Here is a 21,786-nt window from a genome sequence, read left to right on the forward strand (position 1 = left end):
CCGGCACGGATTGTGACTCAGTCCACAGGGAGGTTCGGTTGCTGCTCCGCCCGCGCCTGTCCCTCGGCGCGGACGACGACGTAGACGCCCGCGAGCAGCAGCAGACCGGCCGGGAGGGCGGTCCCGGGTGGGGCCTGGTCGAGGAAGACCGCGGCGAGGATCGCGGCCAGCGGCACCTCGAGCAGGATCGCCGTCGAGACCACGGTGGCGCCGACGCGCCCCACGACCCGGTTGAACATCGTGTGCCCGAGCAGTTGCGCGGTCAGGGTGAGCGCGGCGATCCGCAGCCAGGTCTCGCCGTCGTACCCGCCGAGGTCGACGCGAGCCGCCAGGCACACGACCAGCGTCGACGCCGCGGCCACGCCGTAGCAGAGCGAGGTGTAGACCGGCGTGGAGACGGTGCGCCGGACCTCCTCCCCCGCGGTCGTGTAGGCGGCGGCGAGCATCCCGCCGGCGATCGCGAGCACGTCACCCCAGACTGCGCGGCCGGAGACGGCGAGGTCGGCGCCGGTCAGCAGCAGGACGCCGGCGAGGGCGAGCGCGATGCCGCACCAGGTCTGCCGCGAGACCGGCCGCCCGAGCAGCCGGGAGCCGAGCGCGGCCCAGACCGGCTGGGCGCACACGAGCGCGGTCGCCGAGGCCACCGTCGTGTAGGTCAGGCTGGGCGTCCAGCACAGGAAGTGGACCCCGAGCAGCAGCCCGGACACGGTGATCAGGCGGATCTCACGCCGCGTCAGCGCCCGGTACTGCGCGCGGACGGCCGGGCGGACCACCGCGGCGGCCCCGATCGCGGCCGATCCCATCGCGTTGCGCCAGAACGCGATCGCCAGCGCCGGGGCGCCGATCGCGGCGATCATCGGCCCCGAGGTCGACACCGCCGCCACCGCGACACCGAGGACCACGAGGTCCGCGCGGGCGTGGCGGGAGTCCATCCGGGCGATTATTCGTGCCGGACGCGCCCCGCGCTGCGCCGCGGGCCGCGTGCGGGCGGATAACCTGGGCCGAACGTTCCGTATGCGCAGGTCCAGGCGCTGCGTCCATGCGCGGCGACGGCGCGCCCAACCCGCGGGGAGGCACGCATGTCCGGTGCCGCCACACGGGTCTTCGTCTCCCGGCTCGCCGGGCTGGCCGTCTTCGACCCCCGTGGTGACCAGGTGGGACGCGTCCGCGACGCCGTCGCGGCACTGCGGCCCGCCGGGGAGGTCACGCGCGTGGTCGGCCTCGTGGTCGAGGTGGGCATGCGCCGCCCGATCTTCGTGCCGATGGGCCGGGTCACCTCGATGGACCGCGGCCAGGTCATCACGACCGGCGTGGTCAACCTGCGCCGCTTCGAGCAGCGCAACGACGAGACGCTGGTGCTCGCGGAACTGCTGGACCGCAAGGTCCGGCTCACCGCCACCGGCGACGAGGTCACGGTCATCGACATCGGCATGGAGATGACCCGCAACCTCGACTGGGTCCTGTCGAAGGTGCACGTCCGCAAGGGCGGCGGCGGCAAGCTGCGCCGGCGCGGCGAGACCCTGACCGTCGCCTGGGACAGCGTCGAGGGCCTGACGGCCGGGCAGTCGACCCAGGCCGCGGCGAACATGCTCGCCGCGTTCGAGAACCTGCGCCCCGCCGACCTCGCGAACGTCCTGCACGACCTCAAGCCCGAGCGCCGCGCCCAGGTCGCCTCGGCGCTCGACGTCGACAAGCTCGCCGACGTCCTCGAAGAACTCCCGGAGGAGGATCAGGTCGAGATCGTCGGCCTCCTCGACGAGCAGCGCGCGGTCGACGTCCTCGAGGCGATGCAGCCCGACGACGCCGCGGACCTCCTCGGCGACCTGCCGACCCACGAGGCCGAGAAGCTGCTCGAGATGATGGCGCCGGAGGAAGCCGCGCCGGTCCGGCAGCTGCTCAGCTACGCCGACCACAGCGCCGGCGGTCTGATGACGACCGAGGCGGTGATCCTGCCGCCGACCGCGACCGTGGCCGAGGCGCTCGCGGCGATCCGCAACCCGGAGCTGACGCCGGCGATGGCGGCGCTGGTCTACGTCTGCCGCGCCCCGCTCGAGACCCCGACCGGGAAGTTCCTCGGCGCCGTCCACTTCCAGCGCCTGCTGCGCACCCCGCCCGGCGACCTCGTGTCCTCGGTGCTCGACAAGGAACTCAAGACGCTGCGCCCGGAGACGATGCTCTCCGACGTCGCCAGCTACCTCGCGACCTACAACGCGGTCGCGGCCCCCGTCGTCGACGCGCAGCGACGCCTCGTCGGCGTCATCAGCGTCGACGACGTCCTCGACCATCTGCTGCCGGAGGACTGGCGCAACGCCGAGACCGCCGAGGAGCCCGACGAGGACGACGCCGGGGCCGAAGGCCGTTCCTTCAGCCCGGACACCACCGGCGAGATCCGCGTCTACCGGCCGAGGAAGCGCCATGGCTCCTGACTGGCGCGAGCCGCGCGACCGACTGGACCAGCCCCGTCAGCCGGGGCGGCTGCCGAAGCGACCCCAGTGGGACGCCGAGACCTTCGCCGCGTTCGCCGAGCGCTTCGCCCGCTTCCTCGGCACGTGGAAGTTCATCGGCTACATGACCGTGTTCGTCGTGACCTGGTTCGTGTGGAACACGGTCCTGCCGGGCGACTGGCGGTTCGACGACTACCCGTTCATCTTCCTGACGTTGATGCTCTCGCTGCAGGCCTCGTACGCGGCGCCGCTGATCCTGCTCGCGCAGAACCGGCAGGCCGACCGCGACCGCGTCACCTACGAGCAGGACCGCACACGGACCGAGCGGAACATCGCCGACACCGAGTACCTGACGCGCGAGATCGCCGCGATGCGTAACTCGTTGGGCGAGGTCGCGACCCGTGACTTCCTGCGCTCGGAGTTGGGCCGCATGCTCGACGACCTGGACGAACGCGACCGGAGGGCCCGCGCCGAACGCGCGACCGAGTAGCGGGACATACGATGCGGGCATGTCTTCTGCACCGTCGGTCGAGGCCGTCCGCGCCGCACTGGCCACCGTCAACGACCCCGAGATCCACAAGCCGATCACGGAGTTGGGCATGGTGGCGGCCGTCGACGTCGCCGCCGACGGTGTGGTCTCCGTCACGGTGCTGCTCACCGTCGCCGGCTGCCCGCTGCGCGACACCATCACCCGCGACGTCACCGCCGCGGTCACCAAGGTGCCCGGTGTCACCGACGTCCGTCTGACGCTCGACGTGATGACCGCCGAGCAGCGCGAGGAGCTGCAGACCAAGCTCCGCGGCGGTGTCCCGGCGAAGGAGATCCCGTTCTCGCGGCCCGGCTCGATGACCCGCGTCTACGCGGTGGCCTCCGGCAAGGGCGGCGTCGGCAAGTCCTCGGTCACGGTGAACCTCGCCGCGGCGATGGCGGCCGACGGCCTGAACGTCGGCGTCCTGGACGCCGACATCTACGGCCACTCGATCCCCCGCATGCTCGGCGCCAACGGCCGGCCCACGCAGGTCCAGAACATGATCATGCCGCCGTCCGCGAACGGCGTGAAGGTCATCTCCATCGGCATGTTCGTCGAGGGCAACACCCCCGTCGTGTGGCGTGGCCCGATGCTCCACCGGGCGCTGCAGCAGTTCCTCGCCGACGTCTTCTGGGGCGACCTCGACGTCCTGCTGATGGACCTGCCCCCGGGCACCGGCGACATCGCGATCTCGATCGCGCAGCTCGTGCCGACCGCCGAGATCCTCGTCGTGACGACGCCGCAGCAGGCCGCCGCCGAGGTGGCCGAGCGCGCCGGCTCGATCGCGACGCAGACCCACCAGCAGATCGCCGGCGTGGTCGAGAACATGTCCTACCTGCCCTGCCCGCACTGCACCGCGGAGGGCAAGGAGCACCGCCTGGAGATCTTCGGCAGCGGCGGTGGCCGCCGCGTCGCCGAGGGACTGGGGCGCCTGCTCGGGCACGACATCCCCGTCCTCGGCGAGATCCCCCTCGACCCGCGCCTGCGCGAGGGCGGCGACGAGGGCAAGCCGCTGGCCGTCGCCGACCCCGAGGCACCCGCCTCGCAGGTCCTGCGCTCGATCGCGACCCGGCTCGGACACCGCTCCCGCGGTCTCGCCGGCCGGTCGCTCGGGCTCACCCCGGTCGGTCGCTAGACCTCAGGTCGCGTCGAGGTCGATCGGCGGGATCTCGTTCTCCGCGAGCACCCGTGACGCCCGCGGACCGACACCGTTCGCGGCACCGTTCGTGGCGCCGTTGGCCATCGGGGCGGCCGCGCGACTCGTGGAACCGTTGGAGCTCGCGGCGGCGTTGGCGGCGCGGGCGGCCTCGACCTGCCGCTTGCCGATCGCCGAGGTGCTGGACGCGTCGTCGGCCTTGCTCTGGGTCCGCGACTCCTCCTCCTGCTTCGGCGCCCCGAACTGCATGGGGTTGCGGAGATCGCGGAACTGATCCACGTCCTTGCGGATGTCGATGGTCTGGCGGAGCTCCTCGAACGGGTCGTCCGGGCCCAGCGCCTTCTTCATCATCCCGCGCGGGGTCAGGTCGGAGACCTTCACGTCGGCGAACTCCGGCCCGAGCTCACGGGTGAGCTCGTCCTTGGCGCCGTTCACGTATCCCCGGACCTGCTTCATCAGCTTGGCGGCGTCCGCCGCGAACTTGGGCAGCTTGTCCGGGCCGAAGACGATCACGGCGATGACGCCGAGAGTCATGAACTCCCAGCCACTGATGTCCAACACGTGATCTCTCCTACCCGCTCCCGCCGGGCAGACCGGGAGCCGCCCACAGGGTAGACCGGGAAAGTGCGCTCGTCAGCGGTCCGGTCACGCTCAGTCGCCCAAGCGACCCGTTCGGACGATCAGCGGACGGTGTGGGTGTGCCCGTAGAACACCTCGACGCCGGGCGGACCTTCCACCTGGGGCACGACGCTCGGGGCCGGGAACACGTGCGGGGCGGGCTCCGAGCCCGGGGACTGGGGCCCCACCACCTGGGCGAACGAGCTCCCGCCGGGTGGGGCCGGGTTCCCGGCGTTCTGGGCGTGCGCCGACGCCAGGCTCACCGCGGCGATCCCCATCGCCCCGGCCGCGAGCAGCGACCGGCGCACCCGCGAGCCCCGCGTCGCGTACGGGATCGCCGGCTCGGCCACCCCGAGGAACGCGACACGGACGGGCTTGCCGACCGGGACGGGCCGGGGAGCCGGTTCCGCGCCGAGCGGGCGGCGGCGCGGTGGCAACGGCTCCCCGGGGGCCGCGAGGTCGAGCAGCGCGCCCATCAGGTTCGCGGACGGGTCCGGCGCCGACAGGCGCGTCAGACCCGACTTCGTGCGGGACTCGGCCTCCACGGCCGCCCGGCAGCTACTGCACATCAGCAGATGCGCGGAGATCAGCTCCCGCGTCACGCGCGGCAGCTCGCCGTCCACGTAGGCGGCGAGCCGGTCTCCGAGGTGGTTCACGTCGCGACCTCCAGGGCCGCGGGCCGGCCGGTGGCGGCCTGACGGTGCTCCAGCGCGGCGCGCAGCTGCGCCCGTCCCCGGTGGATACGGCTGCGGACCGTGCCCAGCTTGATACCGAGCGTGGCCGCGATCTCCTCGTAGGACAGGCCCTCGATGTCACAGAGGACGACGGCGGCGCGGAACTCCGGCGGCAGCTGGTCGAGCGCGTACTGGATGTCGGCGTCGAAGCCCTGGTCGTCGATCAGCTGCTGCGGCGAGGGCTCACGGCCGGGCAGACGCTCGTGCGCGTCCTCCGGGAAGCCCTCGAACCGGATCCGCTGCCGGCGCCGGACCATGTCAAGGAACAGGTTCGTGGTGATGCGGTGCAGCCACCCCTCGAACGTCCCCGGCTGGTAGGTCGACAGCGAACGGAACACGCGGACGAAAACCTCCTGCGTCAGGTCCTCGGCGTCGTGCTGGTTCCCCGCCAGGCGGTAGGCGAGCCGGTACACCCGCGCGGAGTGCGTCCGGACGATCTCCTCCCAACTGGGGGGCACCCAGTCACCCTGCGCGGCTCCACCGCCGGGAGCTGGCCGGGCTGTGTCCACCGTGATCTCCTTCTCCGGACGCGGAGTCCCACCCTGGCGTGCCGCTCTGTGCGCGGCCTGTGAGCGCGGGATCGGCCCGGTAGCAACACAACGCGCGCGCCCTGCAGATCGTTCCTGCCCAGGTCAGTAGGCTGCAGACCACGAACGGCCCACAAGCGCGAGGAAGTTTCATGGCGGGCATCGGCACCGAGCACCTCGACGCCCAGGCGACGGCCGCCCTGGCCGATGCCTTTCTCGCCGAGGACGACGTCCTGCGGGCCGCACGCGCCCGCGCCGCCGAGAACGGTCTGCCGGTGCTCCCGCCGGCCGCCGGGGCGGCACTGCGCTTCCTCGCCGCCCTCCTGGACGCCCGCTCGGTGGTCGAGGTCGGCACCGGCACCGGCGTCACCGGCATCTGGCTGCTGCGCGGCATGCGCCCGGACGGGGTGCTGACCTCGGTCGACCCGGACCCGGACTACCAGCGCACCGCCCGCACCGCCTACGCCGAGGCCGGCGTCCCCGCGAACCGCGCGCGCCTCATCGCGGGCCGCCCGATCGAGGTCCTCCCCCGCCTCACCGACGGCGGCTACGACCTGATGTCGGTCTGCGCGGACCCGCTCTCCTACGCCGACTTCTCCCGTGAGGCCCCCCGCCTGCTCCGCGACGGCGGTGTCGTCGTCTTCGCCGACCCGACCGGCCGCGGCGCTGCGGCCATGCGCGAACTCGGTCAGAGCCTCGTCGAGAGCGAGGACTTCGCCCCCGTCCTGCTCCCGATCGGCACCGGCCTCCTCGCCGCGACGAAGCGGCCCGCGCGCTGACGGGTGCCTTCGACCCCCGAAAGCGCAGTACGACACACGCATTTTGCGTTCAGACGTGGCGTAGTGCGCTTTCGGGAATGAGCAGCACCTAGCGCGTGCGAGCCTTCGCGGGGTACGCCTCGAGCCAGCGGAGCAGGAGCCGGACGCCGTAGCCGGTGCCGCCCTTGGTGTTCTCGTGCTCGTCGCCGTCGATCTTGCCGGGGCCGGCCATGTCGATGTGGGCCCACGGGCGCCGGCCGACGAACTCCCGCAGGAACAGCGCCGCGGTGATCGCCCCGCCCTGCACCTTGCGGTGCTGCTGGTGGGGGACGTGGGCGAGGTCGGCGACCGGCGAGTCCAGCGCCGGTAGGTACTCGTCGACCAGCGGCATCCGCCACAGGCGGTCGCCCCCGGCGTCGGAGGCGGCGAGCAGGGCCTTGGCGAGCCGGTCGTCGGGGGTGAACAGCGCCGCCATGCGACGGCTCAGCGCGAGGGTCGCGGCTCCGGTGAGCGTCGCGAGGTCGACGATCACGTCGGGGTCGAGGTTCGCGTCGGCGTAGGCCAGAGCGTCGGCCAGGACCAGCCGACCCTCGGCGTCGGTGTTGAGCACCTCGACGGTCGTGCCGCCGTAGTGGGTGATGACGTCACCGGGGCGGAAGGCCGACCCGGACGGGAGGTTCTCGGCCGCCGCGACCAGGCCGGTGACCCGGACGCCGACGCCGAGCGCCCGCAGCGCCGACATCGCGCCGATCACCGCGGCGCCGCCGGCCATGTCGGCCTTCATGGCGACCATGCCGTCGCTGGGCTTGAGCGACAGGCCGCCGGAGTCGAAGGTGATGCCCTTGCCGACGAGGACGACGTGCGGCAGCGCGGCACCGGCCGGCGCGTCCGCGGGCGTGTACTCCAGGCGGATCAACCGGGGCCCGCGGGACGAGCCCGCCCCGACCGCGAGGATGCCGCCGAACCCGCCGGCCTCGAGGTCGGCCGGCTCCCAGATCTCGACGTCGAGACCCGCGCGGCCGGCCATCTTCTTCGCCTGGGCGGCGAGCCACGCCGGGGTCTTCTCGGCGGACGGGGTGTTCGCGAGGTCACGCGCGAGGCAGACCGCGTCCGCGGTGCGGAGGCCGCGCTCGACGGCCGGGCCCGCGGCCCCGGCCCGGCGCCCGTCGACGTGCAGGTCGACCGCGCCGACGTGGTCACGCTTCGGGGCCGCCCCGTTCGCGTTCGGCGTGTCCCCGCGCAGGGAGAACGCGTACGAGCCCAGGACCAGGCCCTCGGTGAAGGCGCGGACGCCGTCCGGGCCCGCGCCGGCCACGACGGAGGTGGCGAGGCGCTCCCGCGACCGCACGCGGCGTGCCAGGGCGGCGCCGGCGCGGCGCAGCGCCGTCGGGCTGCCGTCCCCGGTGCCGACGAGCAGGACCTGCTCGGCCGGGGCGGCCGGGTCCGTCAGCGGGATCGCGACGATCTCCGCCGCGTCGCCCCGGGCCTTCTCGCGGCGCGCGAGCGCCAGCAGGTCGAGCCCGAGGGCGGAGCCGGCGGCCGCCAGGCCGGGGCCGGCGACCGGGCCGTCCGGACCCTGCGAGATCGGGACGGCAAGAACGTCGGCACCCCCGCTGACCAGGGGCTTACCGACAACGACGTGCACGGCCGGACGGGCCATGGTTCTCCTTCGGCCGCGCGGACGGGTGCGACGAGCGGATTAGGAAACGACGCCCTTCAGGGCCTCACCGAGGGCACCGGCCTCGTCGGCCGACAGCTCGACGACCAGCCGGCCGCCACCCTCCAGCGGGACACGCATGACGATGCCGCGACCCTCCTTGGTGACCTCCAACGGGCCGTCGCCGGTCCGTGGCTTCATGGCCGCCATGCTCGCTCCTCAAGGTATTCGTCGATGTCGACCGCCCGGCGGGCGAGCCCGCGGGCGATGAAACGCCGCGTCGTTGATCTCCATTATCTCTGATGCACCGACCGACCCGGTGCGCTCACCCCCCTCCGGCGCGCCCCGGGCCCTCCGCGAGCCCGATCCGGGCCCGCACCGGGCCACTAGGCTCGGGCCGTTCCGCCGTCCGACACCGACGTCTGTCAGGGGTGCGCTCGATGTCCGATCCCGTTCTGGTCTCCACCGACGGCGGTGTCGCCACCGTCACCCTGAACCGGCCGGAGAGCTTCAACTCGCTGAACCTGCTGGCGCGGCTCCTGCTGCTCGACGCGCTGAAGTCGATCGCGGAGGACCCCGCCGTGCGCGCCGTGGTCCTGACCGGCGCCGGCCGGGGCTTCTGCGTCGGGCAGGACCTCGCGGAGATCGACTCGACCAAGTCGGCGAAGGAGCGATTCTCCGTCGTCCCGGAGCACTACGCGCCGATCGCGCGGCTCCTCGCCGAGATGGACAAGCCCGTGATCGCGGCGGTCAACGGGCCCGCGGCCGGGGCGGGGATGTCCCTGGCGCTCGCGGCGGACTTCCGGATCGCCTCGGAGAAGGCGAGTTTTACGACCGCCTTCGCCGGCATCGCGCTCAGCCCCGACACCGGCATGTCCTGGCACCTGCCGCGCCTGGTCGGGGTGAACAAGGCGACCGAGTTGCTCCTGCTCAACCCGACGGTCAAGGCGCCCGAGGCCCTCGAGATCGGCCTGGTCACCCAGGTCGTCGCCCCCGACGACCTCATGCCGACCGTCACCGCGCTGGCCGAGCGCCTGGCCGCCGGACCCACCCGTGCCTACGGCCTGATGCGCCGCGCCCTCCGCTACGCCCACGACCACGACCTCGCCGAGGTCCTGGCCAAGGAGCACGAGCTGATCGAGGAGGCCGGCGGGGCCGAGGACCACCTGAACGCGGTCGACGCCTTCCTCAACAAGCGCAAGCCGGAGTTCTCCGGGCGCTGAGACCGGCCCGCCCCCGGTCAGGGCGCGGTCTCGCACCCCGCCAGGTGGTCGTCGACCATGCCGGTCGCCTGCATGAGGGCGTACGCGGTCGTCGGACCGACGAAGGCGAAGCCGCGCTTCTTCAGCGCCTTGGCCATGGCGGTCGACTCCGGCGTCACCGCGGGCAGGTCGGCCATGGAGGCGAGGCGCCGCCGGCGCGGCGGCGGGGCGAAGGACCAGAGCAGCTCGTCCAGGCCGCCGGGCCCGAGCTCGGCCGCGGCGCGGGCGTTCTGCAGGGCCGCGAGTACCTTCGCGCGGTTGCGTACGATGCCCGGGTCCGCGAGCAGGCGGTCGACGTCGGCCTCGGAGAACTCGGCGACAGCGGGGATCGAGAAGTTCGCGAACGCCGCCCGGAAGTTCTCGCGCTTGCGCAGGATCGTCAGCCACGACAGACCGGACTGGAAGGCCTCGAGTGTCAGCCGTTCGTAGAGCCGGTCGTCCCCGTGGACGGTGCGGCCCCACTCGGTGTCGTGGTAGGCGACGTAGTCCGGAGCCGACAGCCCCCACGGGCACCGCCGGCGGCCGTCCGGCCCGGCGACCGCACCGCTCACGCGCCGGCCTCGCTGCAGACGGCGAAGCGCGCGAACCGCTTCAGGGCCAGGCCGATCACCGCGCGGGTCCCGATCGACAGGAACGGCGTCAGCAGGCGCCCGGGCGCACCGAACGGCGGGACCAGGTCCTCGCACCACACCACGCGGCTGCGGCGCTCCCCCAGCGACCGGACCTCGAACCAAGCGTTGCCCTTGAGCAGCCGACCGGTCTTGACCACGTCGAGCCGGTGCGGCGGGTCCCAGCGGGTGATCGTCATGCGGTCGGCAATGGCCAGCGGCCGGAAGCCGGTCCAGCCGATGAACTTCTCGCCCTCACCGTGGCCGGCGCCGCCGCCCACGACCTCGACGTGCGTGAGCGGCATCCACTCCGCGTGGCTCTCCCAGTCGACCAGGCCGGCCCACACCCGCTCGGCGGGCAGGTCGATGTCGACGCTCAGTTCGATCGGGCGCATTCAGGACTCCGGTCGGGGTTCGGCGATTTCCCGGGATTCGGCGGCGTTCCCCGCCTGGACGGCTTCCAGCTCACGGATCCGGGCGTCCCGGGTCGCGATCTCGTCGGCGAGGCGGTCGAGGACGGCGTCGACGGCGTCCATCCGGTAGCCGCGGACGACGACCGGGAAGCGGATCTCCGCCAGGTCGGTGGACGTGACCGGACCCTCGACGTCGGCGAGCGGCTGCGGGGTCGGGGCGACGCTGCCGAGCGTCCCGCCCACCCCCGCGGCGACCGCGGCCGTGCCGAACACGACCACCGCCACGACGACGACCATCAGCCAGAACACGGCGCCTCCCTCTGCCGCGGCGATCGTGCCACGGCACCCCGACGGACCCGCCGAGCGCACTCACCCTTTCCCACCCGAGGGAGCCGCCCGTGACCGCCTTCCGACTCGGTCGCCACACGTTCGGCGCGGACGAGCTCGCCGTGATGGCGATCGTGAACCGGACCCCGGACTCGTTCTACGACAAGGGCGCCACCTTCGACGACGAGCCCGCGCTCGCCGCCGTGGAGCGGGCCGTCGACGCCGGGGCGCGGATCATCGACATCGGCGGGGTGAAGGCCGGGCCGGGCGACGAGGTCGACACCGCCGAGGAGCTGCGGCGCGTGGTCCCGTTCGTCACCGCGGTGCGCGAGCGCTGGCCGCAGGTCGCGATCAGCGTCGACACCTGGCGCGCCGAGGTCGGGGCCGCGGTCTGCGAGGCCGGCGCCGACGTCCTCAACGACGCCTGGGGCGGGGTCGACCCGGACCTCGCCGCGGTGGCGGCGCAGTACGACGTCGGGATCGTGTGCACCCACGCCGGCGGCGCCGAGCCGCGCACCCGTCCGCACCGCGTCGCCTACCCGGACGTCATGGCCGACGTCCTCGAGCGCACGCTCGCCCTCGCCGAGCGGGCCGTGTCCCTCGGCGTCGCCCGCGAGTCGGTGCTGATCGACCCCGGCCACGACTTCGGCAAGAACACCCGGCACTCGCTCGAGGTCACCCGCCGGCTGCCGGAGATGGTCGCGACCGGGTGGCCGGTGCTCGTCTCGCTCTCCCGCAAGGACTTCGTCGGCGAGACGCTGAACCTGCCGCCCGACGACCGCCTCAACGGCACCCTCGCGACGACCGCGATCAGCGCCTGGCTCGGCGCGCAGGTCTTTCGCGCCCACGACGCCGCCGCCACCCGGCAGGTGCTGGACATGACCGCCTCGCTCCTCGGCACCCGGCCCCCCGCCGTCGCCCGGCGCGGACTGGCCTGAGCGCCGGCCGGTCAGCCGAACGTGCGCTGCAGGAGCATGCCGACCGCGGCCAGCTGGGCCGCGACCTCGACGTCCGCCGGCGGTGCCCCGGGGACGCTGTAGGGGCGCCGGACCTCCGCGGCGGCGACGACCATCGCCCGCCCGATCCGCGCCGCCTGCTCGGGCTCGAGCTCGTCGAACGACAACGACATCAGCGCCCCCGGACGGGACAGCACCGCCGCGTCCGTTGGGTCCTGGGTCAGCTCCATCACGCGCCGGTGCAGCGCCGCGGCCACCGGCGTCCGCACCGGCAACCGGACACCCCGCACCACGACCTCGGACACTGCGTTCTCCCACCCCCGGGCTTCGCGCCCGTCCGCTACAGCCGCTCGACCTTCGTGGACGCCGCGCCCCACGCCCCGCTCGGCCGGACCACGAAGTTGACCCGAGCGCCCGGCCGAAGCCCGTCCAGACGGACCGTCAGCTTCCCCGACCGGTTGGTCGTTCCGACCGGGCGGAGTCGAGTTTTCCCGTTGCGGACCACGCGCAGGAAGACCGGTACGCCCTCGGCGGGCACCGAGGTGTAGCCCTGCCGGGTCAGCACGATCGCGCGCAGGGCACCGGCGCGCGTCCGCCGCCACGTCAGCGTCAGGTACACCGGCCGGCGCCCGGTCGTCAGGCCCGTCACGGTGGTGTCGTACTTCGCGAGGCTCTCGTAGGGTCCGCGGAGCCACATCGCCAGCCACGGGCCACCGGACCCGACCGGCGTCGTCGGGGTGCGTGACCCGGGACTGTCCCCGATCTCGTGGCGCGTCCAGGTCTCGCCGTCGTCCGGGGTGCGCAGGTGAACGATCCGTCCGGTGCGCTCGCCCGGCGCGGCGTACGACAGGTAGACGTTGCGGGGATCGGCGGTGTCCAGCGTCATGCCCTCGGGGTACCGCGCCTGGCGCACGAGGGTCCGCAGCTGCCACTGCCCGTTGCGGAACCGCGCCCACTTGTACGCGGGCTGCGTCCCGTTCCCACCCAGGGACGTCACGGCCGCGATGGGCTCGCCGTTGACGACGGCGACGTCGTAGACACGTACCTGTCCGTCCGCCCCGGCGCCGTCGTACAGCAGGGAGGTCGACCGCAGGTCGATGGGACGGCCCGCCTTGATGTTCGCGAGGGTGTCCACCACGACACCGTCGGTCCGGCGCACGACGCCGTCGGCGATGCTGAAGTGGTAGAGCTTGTTCGGGCCGGACGATCCGGGCTGCCGGTCCGAACCCAGGACGTGCAACGTCGTGCCGTCGAAGGTGAACTTCAGATACGGCTGCTCACGCTGCTCGATCGGGTAGATCGTGCGCACCAGCGGGAACGCCTTGCTCCACCGGCGCAGGTCTCGACTGGTGGTCATCACCCAGAGGCGATCGGACTTGCGACGCACGATCGCGACGTACTGGTCGGTCTGCTGCGGCACCCGGAACAGGACCGCGTAGCTGGCGCCCTCGTTCTCCAGGCCGGAACCGGTCAGCTGGCGTCGCGGCGACCACTGGTCGATGCTGTCGGGATTGCGCGAGACCCGCAGATAGGCGGGGGTCTTCTCATGGCCGGACCACAGCGCCGCGTACCGCCCGCTCGCCGTCCGCATCAGCGCCGGCGAGTTGTGGTCGTCGACCGGTACCTTCCGCGCGATCGTGAACCGGCTCAGCCGCGCGTTGCTGTTCGCGATCTGCACCACTTGCAGATCACCGTTGTTCGCCAGGGCGGCGAAGGTGGTGCGACCGCGATCCTCGATCACCCGCGGGTCGAGGTACCACGACCAGGCCGACCGCCGCAGCAGCGGCGCCACCTTCGGGCCCGCCGGCGAGGCGCCCGGCCCGGTGGCGGCAACGCGTGAGGGTGACTCCTCGGGGGCGGGGCCGAGGTCGTCGAAGACGGCCGGCTGCCGCTCCTCCTCGAGCGGCTCCTCCCAGCCAGGTTCTGAGTCCGAGCCGAGGTCGAGACCGGGTATTCCGTCCGCCGACGCGGGGGTCAACACCGGTCCCGCACCCGCCACGAGGACGCCGGCCAGGACGCCGGCGAGCACGGCGGTGCGGCGTCGCCTCGAAGTCATGGTCGATTTGACCACAGGGGCCCAGCCTGCGGCCCGCGCTCGGCACCGCGGACCGACCCGGTCCGGTCAGCGCAGGCGGTGGGCCGAGGTGGAGGCCGCGCCCCAGATCGCCGTGGGCCGCACGACGAATCGGACCGTCGAGCCGTCCCGCACCCCGGTCAACCGCACGACGAGGCGACCGGACCGGTTCGTCGTTCCGACGGAGCGGAGCGTCGTCCGGCCGCCCGCGGTCACCCGCAACTGCACCGGGACGCCGTCCGCGGGGACCGTCGTGTAGCCCTGGTGGGCGACGAGTACGGCACGCATCACGCCGTCGCGGGCCCGTCGCCAGGTCACCGTCAGGTAGACCGGTCGGCGGCCGGTGGTCAGGCCCGTCACCGTGGTGTCGTAGTTGTTCCACTTCGTGTACCGGCCGTGCAGCCACATCGCGAGGAACGGCCCGCCGGATCCGACCGGGGTCGTCGGGGTCCGGGACCCGGGGGTGTCCCCGATCTCGTGGACGCTCCAGGTCTGCCCGTCGTCCTGCGTGCGCAGGTGCACGATCCGCCCGGTCTGGCCGGGGGCCGCGTAGGAGAGGTACACGTTGCGCGGGTCCGCGGTGTCCAGCGTCATGCCCTCGGGACGGATCGACTGCCGGACGAGCGTCCGCAGCTGCCACTTCCCGTTGCGGAACCGCGCCCACTTGTAGGCGGGCGCCGTGTCCGAGCGGCCGAGCGAGGTGACCGCGACGATCGGTTCGGAGTTCCGCACGGCGATGTCGTAGACCCGGACCTGTCCGTCGGCGCCCGCCCCGTCGTAGAGCAGGGTCGTGTTGCGCAGGTCGACCGGGCGGCCCGCCCGCACGTTGGCGAGGGTGTCGACGACGGTGCCGTCGGTCCGACGGACCACGCCGCCGCCGATGCTGAAGTGGTAGAGCTTGTTCGGGCCGGAGACGCCGGGCTGCCGGTCCGAGCCGAGCACGTGCAGCGTCGTCCCGTCGAAGGCGAACTTCAGATACGGCTGCTCCCGCTTCTCGATCGGGTAGATCGCGCGGACCAGCGGGAAGGCCTTGCTCCAGTGCTGCAGGTCGCGGCTCGTCGTCATGACCCAGAGCGCGTCGGTCTTGCGGCGCACGATCGCGACGTACTGGTCGGCCTGCTCCGGCACCCGGAACAGCACCGCGTAACTGGCGCCCACCTTCTCCAGGCCGGAGCCGGTGAGCACGCGCCGCGGCGCCCAGTCGTCGATGCTGTTCGGCTTGCGCGAGACGCGCAGGAAGGCCGGGGTCTTGCCGTGGCCCGACCACAACGCGGCGTACCGGCCGCTCGCCGTGCGCAGCAGCGCCGCGGAGTTGTGGTCGTCGACCTTCACCTTGCGCGCGATGGTGAACCGGCTCAGTCGCCCGCTGGCGTTGACGACCTGCACCACCTGCAGGTCACCGTTGTTGGCGAGGGCCCCGAAGGTCGTGCGGCCCCGGTCCTCGATCACGCGGGGGTCGAGGTACCAGGACCACGCCGAACTGCGCAGCAGCGGCGTGATCTTCAGTCCGTTCGCGGATGCCCCGGGCCCGGTGGCGGTCGTGCGCGACGGGGAGGCCTGCGGGGCGGGCCCGAGGTCGTCGAAGACGGCCGGCTGCGGCTGCGTCTCGAGCGGGTCCTCCCAGGCCGGTTCGGCCTCGGCGCCGACGCCGGAGCGGGCGGCGGAGGCCGGTGCCGACGTGGCACCGGCACCGGCGACCAGCAGCGCCGCGAGCGCGACGGCCACCGGCCGGAACGTCGAGAGCATGCGCCGATTGCACCACACCGGTGGGGGCGCCTCAGCCGATGACGTCGGGGTAGTCGGGGGCGGCGAGGAAGAGCGCGAACACGGCGGGCCGCTGCTGGACGAGCTCGAGGCGGGCCCCGTCGGCGCGGGCGAGGTCACGGGCGAGGGCGAGGCCGCGGCCGGTGCTCTCGCCGCCGGAGACGCCGGCCTCGAAGATGCGGTGGCCGAGGGCGTCGGAGACACCGCCGCCCTCGTCGGTGACCTCGATGACGACCGAGCCGCCGACGGTGCGGGTCCGGATCGTCACGGTGCCGCCGCCGTGGTGCAGGGCGTTCTCGACCAGGGTCGCGAGGATCTGCGAGACGTTCGCCGCAGTCGCACGGGCCGTCAGATTCGGCACCCCGACCAGCTGCAGCCCGCGTCCGGCCTTGCTGAACGCGACGCTCCACTCGTCGAGCTGCTGGGACACGATCTTGTCGATGTCGATGACGTCGGCCGCGACCGCGGTCGGGGTGCGGTTCTGCGCGAGCAGCTGCTCGACGACCTCGGTGAGGCGCTCGACCTGCGAGAGCGCGACGGTCGCCTCGTCGCGCATCGCGTCCATGTCGTCGGACATGGTGATCTCCTCCAGCCGCATGGACAGCGCGGTCAGCGGCGTCCGGAGCTGGTGGGAGGCGTTCGCGGCGAACTGCCGCTCGGCGGCGAGGATCCGGGAGATGCGTTCGGCCCGGCGCTCGAGGACGTCAGCGACGCGGTCGACCTCCGGCAGTCCGTAGCTGCGGCGGTGCCGGCGCCGGCGCGGGTCGCCGGAGCCGAACCGTTCGGCGGCCTCGGCCAGGTCGACCAGCGGGCGGGCGAGCGAACGCGCCTGCAGCGCGGCGAGCGCCCCGGCGGTCGCGACCGCGAAGAACGCCTCGACGAGGATCAGCAGCCACGCCTTGCGGATCTGACGCGTCACGCGACCGCGCGACTCGACCACCGTCACCTGCTCGCCGTGCTGCCCCGTCATGTCGACGCGCAGCGGGTTGCCCTCGTCCGGGGCCGGTCCCCCGAGCGGGAAGTTCTCGCCGCCGGGCAGCTTCACCGTCGCGCTGCGGTCCCGGGACACCAGGCGCGCGAGCGCGGAGGCGTCGACCTTCTCGCCGAGCTCGATCCGGACCTCGACGGTGTTCAGCAGGCGCTGCGCCTCGGCCCGCAGGCTGTCGTTGGCACTGCTCTCGATGCCGTTGCGCATCGCGACACCGAGCGGCACCCCGAGGAGGAACACCACCACGATGACGACCGACAGGGTCGACAGGACAAGGCGCCTACCCATGCCGGCAGCGCCCCTTCTCCCGACCGACCTCGGGCCGGATGGGTCGGCCCGCCACCGGAACTACTCGCGCTCGAAGCGGAACCCGACCCCACGCACCGTGGTGATGTACCGCGGGTTCGTGGCGTCGTCCCCGAGCTTCTTGCGCAGCCAGGAGATGTGCATGTCGAGGGTCTTGGTCGACGTCCACCAGGTGGTGTCCCAGACCTCGCGCATCAGCTGGTCGCGGGTGACGACCCGGCCGGCGTCGCGGATCAGCACGCGGAGGAGGTCGAACTCCTTCGCGGTGAGCTGGAGCTCGGTGTCGCCCATCCAGGCGCGGTGGGACTCGATGTCGATGCGCACGCCGCGGATGCCGTGCCCGACCTCCGGGGCGCCGCGGCGCAGCAGCGCGCGGACGCGGGCCAGCAGCTCGGCCAGGCGGAACGGCTTGGTGACGTAGTCGTCCGCACCCGCGTCCAGGCCGACGACCGTGTCGACCTCGTCCGCGCGGGCGGTGAGGACGAGCACGGGGATCACCTGGCCGTCGCCGCGCAGCCGGCGGCAGACCTCGAGGCCGTCCAGACCGGGCAGCCCGATGTCCAGGACGACGAGGTCGATCCCGCCCTGGCGGGCACGCTCGAGGGCCTGCACCCCGTCGGCGCGGACCTCGACCGCATAGCCCTCGCGCCGGAGCGCCCGGGCCAGCGGCTCCGAGATCGCGACGTCATCCTCGGCGAGCAACAGACGAGTCATGACCGAATGGTAAAGCGCAAAGCCCCTCGGAAACCGGCAACGCCACGACCAGCGGTTTTCGTGGCGCTTTGTCCGGGACGGGCGGTCAGGACGCCGCCGGCCGTCTCAACGACCGGTCAAGGCGTCGGTCAAGCGGGCGATCTTGGACCGGATGCCCGGTTCGCCCCGCGCGTCGACCGGGCTCAGGAGCTCGCCGGAAACTGCTGAGGCGGGAATGGCTGGTGTGACGACGCCGGGTTCGGCGGCGGAAACGCCGGCGAGGTCAACCCGGACGGACGAATCGCCGGGGGCCCGGAGTTGGCGACGGCGGCCGCGACGACCTTCTGGACCTCGGCCAGCATCGGGGTGTTCTCGATGACGAGGTCCCCGGCCGGGCTCGCGGTGGAGATCGTCAGCCGGCCGCTGCGGAACATCCGCTGCAGGAGGGTCCGACTGGCCGAGGACCCGATGACGCGGTCCAGCGGCACGTCCAGGCCCCGGCGGGAGAAGACCCCGTGGCGGACCAGCAGGCGCCGTGAGGTGAGCACCCAGCTGTGGGCGTACCAGCTCAGGAACGGCCAGACCGACCAGCGCAGGACGATCGCCCCGGCCGTGGCGCCGATGATCAACCGCAGGGTCGTCCGCGCCCCGGTGTCCGGGACGGTGCCGGCGAGGAACGCGGAGATGCCGGTCGTCGCGATCAGGATGATCACGGGCCAGACCAGCGTGAAGCAGTGCTCACGGAGCTCGAAGACCAGCTTCTCGCCCTCGAGCAGCGGGATCCGTTCCCGACGGCGCAACATCAGCCGGGCTCCCGGGCGCCGGCCGCCCGCACGTGGGTGACGTCGCCGGCCGCGACCCGGGCCGGGCCGTTCTCGGTCGCGATCACGAGCGAGCCGTCGGGGTCGACGTCCTCGCCGCGGCCGACCAGGACGTTCCCGCCCGGCAGTTCGGCCCGGACGTCGGCGCCGAGGGTCGCGCACACCGCCCGGTAGTCGGCGGCCAGGCCGCACGCCGTCGCGTCGCCGCCGGCCGCGTGCCAGGCCTCGAAGCGGGCGCCGAGCGCGCGGAGCACGACCGCGAGCAGCGTCGTCCGGTCCAGGTCGTCACCACCGGCACGGGCGAGCGAGGACGCACCCGGGATGTCCGGAGCCCCGGTGACGTTGAGTCCGATGCCGATCACCGCCATCGGGCCGCCCGGGGTGTCGACGCGCTCGACGAGGATGCCGGCGAGCTTGCCGCCCGCGGCGTCGAGGACGTCGTTGGGCCACTTGAGCCGCAGCCCGTGGATGGCGTCGGTCACGGCCACCCCCGTCAGCAGCGGCAACCAGGCCCAGCGCTCGGCCGGCACCCCCTCCGGGTGCACGAGCACCGAGAAGGTCAGCGCCTCCCCCGGCGCCGCGCTCCACGTGCGGTCCAGGCGGCCGCGGCCGGCGGTCTGGTGTTCTGCGACACAGACGTGGCCGGGCCGGGCCCGCCCCTCGACGGCGGCGGCGCGTACGTCCGCGTTCGTCGAGCCGGTCTCGGGCACGACCACGACCTCCCAGGGCCCGGCGGGCAGGGCGGCGCGCAGCAGGTCGGCGTCCAGAGGTTGTCCCAGGGGCTCGGTCACGACCTCCACATTAGGGCTGGAGAGGCCGCCAAATAGAGTGCCGCGCATGGCTGCTGAACCCGCACTGGAGACCGACCTCCCCGCGTCTCCCCCTGAGGACCACACGAACGCGATCGACATCCACACCACGGCGGGCAAACTCGCCGACCTCGCGATGCGCGAGGAGGAGGCCATCCACGCGGCTTCCGCCCGGGCGGTGGAGAAGCAGCACGCCAAGGGCAAGATGACCGCCCGCGAGCGGATCGCCGCCCTCCTCGACGAGGGCTCGTTCGTCGAGATGGACGAGTTCGCGCGGCACCGGTCCACCGCGTTCGGGCTGGAGAAGACCCGCCCCTACGGCGACGGCGTCGTCACCGGCTACGGCACGATCGACGGCCGTCAGGTCTGCGTCTTCAGCCAGGACTTCGCCATCTTCGGCGGGTCGCTCGGCGAGGTCTACGGCGAGAAGATCTGCAAGGTCATGGACCTGGCGATCAAGACCGGGTGCCCGATCATCGGCATCAACGAGGGCGCCGGCGCCCGCATCCAGGAGGGTGTGGTCTCGCTCGGTCTCTACGGCGAGATCTTCAAGCGCAATGCGCACGCCTCGGGCGTCGTCCCCCAGATCTCGCTGATCATGGGCACCTGCGCCGGTGGGCACGTCTACTCCCCCGCGCTGACCGACTTCATCGTGATGGTCGACCAGACCTCGCACATGTTCATCACCGGCCCGGAGGTCATCAAGACCGTCACCGGTGAGGAGGTCTCCTTCGAGGACCTCGGCGGCGCGCGCGCCCACAACACCAAGAGCGGCAACGCCCACTACATGGGCGCCGACGAGGAGGACGCGCTCGAGTACGTCAAGGCGCTCCTGAGCTACCTGCCGAGCAACAACCTCTCGGACCCGCCGGCCTACGCGTCGGACGCGGACCTGGAGATCAACGAGGACGATCTGACGCTCGACACGATCATCCCGGACTCGGCGAACACGCCCTACGACATGCACACCGTCATCGAGAAGGTCCTCGACGACGGCGAGTTCCTCGAGGTCCAGCCGATGTTCGCGCCGAACATCATCGTCGGCTTCGGTCGCGTCGACGGCCGCAGCGTCGGCATCGTCGCGAACCAGCCGATGCAGTTCGCCGGCTGCCTCGACATCGACGCCTCCGAGAAGGCCGCGCGCTTCGTGCGGACCTGCGACGCGTTCAACGTCCCGATCCTCACCTTCGTCGACGTCCCGGGCTTCCTCCCCGGCACCGGCCAGGAGTGGGACGGCATCATCCGCCGCGGCGCGAAGCTCATCTACGCCTACGTCGAGGCCACGGTCCCGAAGGTCACGGTCATCACGCGCAAGGCCTACGGCGGCGCCTACGACGTCATGGGCTCCAAGCACCTCGGTGCGGACCTGAACTTCGCGTGGCCGACCGCGCAGATCGCCGTCATGGGCGCGCAGGGTGCGGTGAACATCCTGTACCGCAAGGAACTCGCGGCCGCCGAGGACCCGGACGCCCGCCGCCAGGAGCTCATCACCGAGTACGAGGACACCCTCGCCAACCCGTACATCGCAGCCAGCCGCGGGTACGTGGACTCGGTGATCCCCCCGTCGCAGACCCGCGTCCAGGTCATCAAGGCCCTGCGGGCGCTCAAGGACAAGCGCGAGACGCTGCCGCCGAAGAAGCACGGGAACATCCCGCTGTGACGGACCAGCAGAAGGACCAGCCGAAGGACCAGCAGGACGAGACCCCGCAGCGGCCGTTGCTGCGGGTGGTCCGCGGCGAGCCGGACGACGCCGAGCTCGCCGCGCTGATCGCGGTCGTCTCCGCCCGGGCCGCCGCTCCGGCGGAGGAGCCCGCGCCGGAGCCGAACGCGTGGACCGACCGGACCCGCCTGGTCCGGCACCCGCTCCCCCACGGCCCCGGCGCCTGGCGCGCCTCGGCCTGGCGGAGCTGAGCACCCGCGGCAACCCGAGACAGCCGGAGATAGGGAGTCGGCGGCCCTGAGATGGGGAATTCCGCCGACGCGGGGGCAGGGCCGGCGTTCGTAGCTTCGGTGGTGTCAGCACGACCCGACACCAACCCAAGGAGCACAGCGCAAATGGCCACCTTCCTGATCGAGCGGACTGTCCCCGGCGCCTCCCAGCTCACCGCCGCCCAGCTTCGCGACATCTCCTGCAACTCGAACAAGGTCGTCGACGGCCTCGGGGTCGCCTACACCTGGAAGCACAGCTACGTCGCCGGCGACAAGATCTACTGCGTCCACGAGACCGACGACGTCGAGACCGTGCTGGAGCACGGCCGTCGCGGCGGTTTCCCGGTGGACATGGCGAACCCGATCGTCGCGGTCTTCGGCCCGGAGACCGCCGACTCCTGACCGCCGCGAAC

At 72.8% G+C, this 21,786-nt stretch carries 25 protein-coding genes; 9 read left to right on the forward strand and 16 right to left on the reverse strand.

What is annotated here, in order from left to right; translation table 11 throughout:
* Positions 1 to 17: 17 nt before the first annotated feature.
* Positions 18 to 932, reverse strand: coding sequence for a DMT family transporter (locus tag ABD401_RS02735; protein WP_344601333.1), 915 nt, complete (start codon positions 930 to 932; stop codon positions 18 to 20).
* A gap of 147 nt (positions 933 to 1,079) precedes the next feature.
* Here ABD401_RS02735 and ABD401_RS02740 point away from each other — a divergent pair, with 147 nt between their 5' ends.
* Genes ABD401_RS02740 through ABD401_RS02750 form a run of 3 tightly spaced genes read left to right on the forward strand, consistent with a single transcriptional unit; the run spans position 1,080 to position 4,108 of the window.
* Complete coding sequence (locus ABD401_RS02740; protein WP_344601335.1) at positions 1,080 to 2,426, forward strand: magnesium transporter MgtE N-terminal domain-containing protein; 1,347 nt, start codon at positions 1,080 to 1,082, stop codon at positions 2,424 to 2,426.
* Positions 2,416 to 2,934 carry a DUF1003 domain-containing protein gene (locus ABD401_RS02745; RefSeq protein ID WP_344601337.1) on the forward strand — a complete coding sequence of 173 codons (519 nt, stop codon included), beginning with the start codon at positions 2,416 to 2,418 and terminating at the stop codon, positions 2,932 to 2,934. Before ABD401_RS02740 ends, ABD401_RS02745 begins: the two co-directional genes overlap by 11 nt.
* Before the next feature lie 19 nt (positions 2,935 to 2,953).
* Positions 2,954 to 4,108: an Mrp/NBP35 family ATP-binding protein gene (locus ABD401_RS02750; RefSeq protein WP_344601339.1), complete on the forward strand. Its 1,155-nt coding sequence runs from the start codon at positions 2,954 to 2,956 to the stop codon at positions 4,106 to 4,108.
* A 3-nt stretch (positions 4,109 to 4,111) separates the two neighbouring features.
* Here the strand turns inward: ABD401_RS02750 and ABD401_RS02755 are convergent, their stop codons facing one another.
* From ABD401_RS02755 to sigE, 3 genes are all read right to left on the reverse strand, one after another.
* Positions 4,112 to 4,690, reverse strand: coding sequence for a twin-arginine translocase TatA/TatE family subunit (locus ABD401_RS02755; protein ID WP_344601341.1), 579 nt, complete (start codon positions 4,688 to 4,690; stop codon positions 4,112 to 4,114).
* Between the two features lie 119 nt (positions 4,691 to 4,809).
* Positions 4,810 to 5,403, reverse strand: coding sequence for a zf-HC2 domain-containing protein (locus tag ABD401_RS02760; protein WP_344601344.1), 594 nt, complete (start codon positions 5,401 to 5,403; stop codon positions 4,810 to 4,812).
* Positions 5,400 to 5,996 carry an RNA polymerase sigma factor SigE gene (gene sigE, locus ABD401_RS02765; protein ID WP_425566051.1) on the reverse strand — a complete coding sequence of 199 codons (597 nt, stop codon included), beginning with the start codon at positions 5,994 to 5,996 and terminating at the stop codon, positions 5,400 to 5,402. The genes ABD401_RS02760 and sigE overlap by 4 nt, the downstream gene beginning before the upstream one ends.
* A 164-nt stretch (positions 5,997 to 6,160) precedes the next feature.
* On the opposite strand from sigE, the gene ABD401_RS02770 reads away from it, so the two are divergent.
* Entirely contained in the window at positions 6,161 to 6,787 is a 627-nt protein-coding gene (locus ABD401_RS02770; protein ID WP_344601348.1) for an O-methyltransferase, read from the forward strand.
* A gap of 88 nt (positions 6,788 to 6,875) precedes the next feature.
* Here ABD401_RS02770 and ABD401_RS02775 read toward each other — a convergent pair whose 3' ends face one another.
* Together ABD401_RS02775 and ABD401_RS02780 are read right to left on the reverse strand one after the other, a co-directional pair.
* Positions 6,876 to 8,426 carry a leucyl aminopeptidase gene (locus tag ABD401_RS02775; RefSeq protein WP_344601350.1) on the reverse strand — a complete coding sequence of 517 codons (1,551 nt, stop codon included), beginning with the start codon at positions 8,424 to 8,426 and terminating at the stop codon, positions 6,876 to 6,878.
* A 39-nt stretch (positions 8,427 to 8,465) separates the two neighbouring features.
* A complete protein-coding gene (locus tag ABD401_RS02780; protein WP_019875696.1) occupies positions 8,466 to 8,633 on the reverse strand; it encodes a DUF3117 domain-containing protein in 168 nt (55 codons plus the stop codon).
* A 230-nt stretch (positions 8,634 to 8,863) separates the two neighbouring features.
* Here ABD401_RS02780 and ABD401_RS02785 point away from each other — a divergent pair, with 230 nt between their 5' ends.
* Positions 8,864 to 9,646, forward strand: coding sequence for an enoyl-CoA hydratase-related protein (locus ABD401_RS02785; RefSeq protein WP_344601353.1), 783 nt, complete (start codon positions 8,864 to 8,866; stop codon positions 9,644 to 9,646).
* A 17-nt stretch (positions 9,647 to 9,663) separates the two neighbouring features.
* On the opposite strand, the gene ABD401_RS02790 is transcribed toward ABD401_RS02785, so the two are convergent.
* Genes ABD401_RS02790 through ABD401_RS02800 form a run of 3 tightly spaced genes read right to left on the reverse strand, consistent with a single transcriptional unit; the run spans position 9,664 to position 11,015 of the window.
* Entirely contained in the window at positions 9,664 to 10,236 is a 573-nt protein-coding gene (locus ABD401_RS02790) for a DNA-3-methyladenine glycosylase I (protein WP_344601355.1), read from the reverse strand.
* Positions 10,233 to 10,688 (reverse strand): SRPBCC family protein, encoded by a 456-nt coding sequence (locus ABD401_RS02795; protein WP_344601357.1) that lies wholly within the window; start codon positions 10,686 to 10,688, stop codon positions 10,233 to 10,235. The genes ABD401_RS02790 and ABD401_RS02795 overlap by 4 nt, the downstream gene beginning before the upstream one ends.
* Entirely contained in the window at positions 10,689 to 11,015 is a 327-nt protein-coding gene (locus tag ABD401_RS02800; protein WP_344601359.1) for a DivIVA domain-containing protein, read from the reverse strand.
* Positions 11,016 to 11,158: 143 nt separating this feature from the next.
* Between ABD401_RS02800 and folP the strand changes: the two genes are divergently transcribed.
* A complete protein-coding gene (gene folP / locus ABD401_RS02805) occupies positions 11,159 to 11,971 on the forward strand; it encodes a dihydropteroate synthase (RefSeq protein WP_344601478.1) in 813 nt (270 codons plus the stop codon).
* Between the two features lie 11 nt (positions 11,972 to 11,982).
* Here the strand turns inward: folP and ABD401_RS02810 are convergent, their stop codons facing one another.
* The 7 genes from ABD401_RS02810 to ABD401_RS02840 all read right to left on the reverse strand — a co-directional run bounded on the left by ABD401_RS02810 (position 11,983) and on the right by ABD401_RS02840 (position 19,426).
* A complete protein-coding gene (locus ABD401_RS02810; protein ID WP_344601361.1) occupies positions 11,983 to 12,294 on the reverse strand; it encodes a hypothetical protein in 312 nt (103 codons plus the stop codon).
* A 35-nt stretch (positions 12,295 to 12,329) separates the two neighbouring features.
* Positions 12,330 to 14,045 carry a BNR-4 repeat-containing protein gene (locus ABD401_RS02815; protein ID WP_344601363.1) on the reverse strand — a complete coding sequence of 572 codons (1,716 nt, stop codon included), beginning with the start codon at positions 14,043 to 14,045 and terminating at the stop codon, positions 12,330 to 12,332.
* A 66-nt stretch (positions 14,046 to 14,111) separates the two neighbouring features.
* Positions 14,112 to 15,809 carry a BNR-4 repeat-containing protein gene (locus ABD401_RS02820; protein WP_344601365.1) on the reverse strand — a complete coding sequence of 566 codons (1,698 nt, stop codon included), beginning with the start codon at positions 15,807 to 15,809 and terminating at the stop codon, positions 14,112 to 14,114.
* 31 nt (positions 15,810 to 15,840) lie between these two features.
* Positions 15,841 to 17,103 (reverse strand): ATP-binding protein, encoded by a 1,263-nt coding sequence (locus ABD401_RS02825; RefSeq protein ID WP_344601367.1) that lies wholly within the window; start codon positions 17,101 to 17,103, stop codon positions 15,841 to 15,843.
* Between the two features lie 60 nt (positions 17,104 to 17,163).
* Entirely contained in the window at positions 17,164 to 17,835 is a 672-nt protein-coding gene (locus ABD401_RS02830; RefSeq protein ID WP_028984801.1) for a response regulator transcription factor, read from the reverse strand.
* Positions 17,836 to 18,017: 182 nt separating this feature from the next.
* Positions 18,018 to 18,617 carry a PH domain-containing protein gene (locus ABD401_RS02835; RefSeq protein WP_344601371.1) on the reverse strand — a complete coding sequence of 200 codons (600 nt, stop codon included), beginning with the start codon at positions 18,615 to 18,617 and terminating at the stop codon, positions 18,018 to 18,020.
* The gene (locus ABD401_RS02840; protein WP_344601373.1) at positions 18,617 to 19,426 is read right to left on the reverse strand and encodes a biotin--[acetyl-CoA-carboxylase] ligase; all 810 of its coding nucleotides are present in this window, start codon (positions 19,424 to 19,426) and stop codon (positions 18,617 to 18,619) included. Before ABD401_RS02840 ends, ABD401_RS02835 begins: the two co-directional genes overlap by 1 nt.
* A 154-nt stretch (positions 19,427 to 19,580) precedes the next feature.
* Here ABD401_RS02840 and ABD401_RS02845 point away from each other — a divergent pair, with 154 nt between their 5' ends.
* The 3 genes from ABD401_RS02845 (at position 19,581) to ABD401_RS02855 (ending at position 21,775) form a co-directional block, all read left to right on the forward strand.
* On the forward strand, positions 19,581 to 21,104 hold the full coding sequence (locus ABD401_RS02845) for an acyl-CoA carboxylase subunit beta (protein ID WP_344601479.1): 1,524 nt from the start codon (positions 19,581 to 19,583) through the stop codon (positions 21,102 to 21,104).
* Positions 21,101 to 21,355 (forward strand): acyl-CoA carboxylase subunit epsilon, encoded by a 255-nt coding sequence (locus ABD401_RS02850; RefSeq protein WP_344601376.1) that lies wholly within the window; start codon positions 21,101 to 21,103, stop codon positions 21,353 to 21,355. Before ABD401_RS02845 ends, ABD401_RS02850 begins: the two co-directional genes overlap by 4 nt.
* 144 nt (positions 21,356 to 21,499) lie before the next feature.
* Positions 21,500 to 21,775: a DUF4242 domain-containing protein gene (locus tag ABD401_RS02855; RefSeq protein WP_344601378.1), complete on the forward strand. Its 276-nt coding sequence runs from the start codon at positions 21,500 to 21,502 to the stop codon at positions 21,773 to 21,775.
* Positions 21,776 to 21,786 lie beyond the last annotated feature (11 nt).

The sequence above is a fragment of the Sporichthya brevicatena genome (genome assembly GCF_039525035.1).
Taxonomy (GTDB): domain Bacteria; phylum Actinomycetota; class Actinomycetes; order Sporichthyales; family Sporichthyaceae; genus Sporichthya; species Sporichthya brevicatena.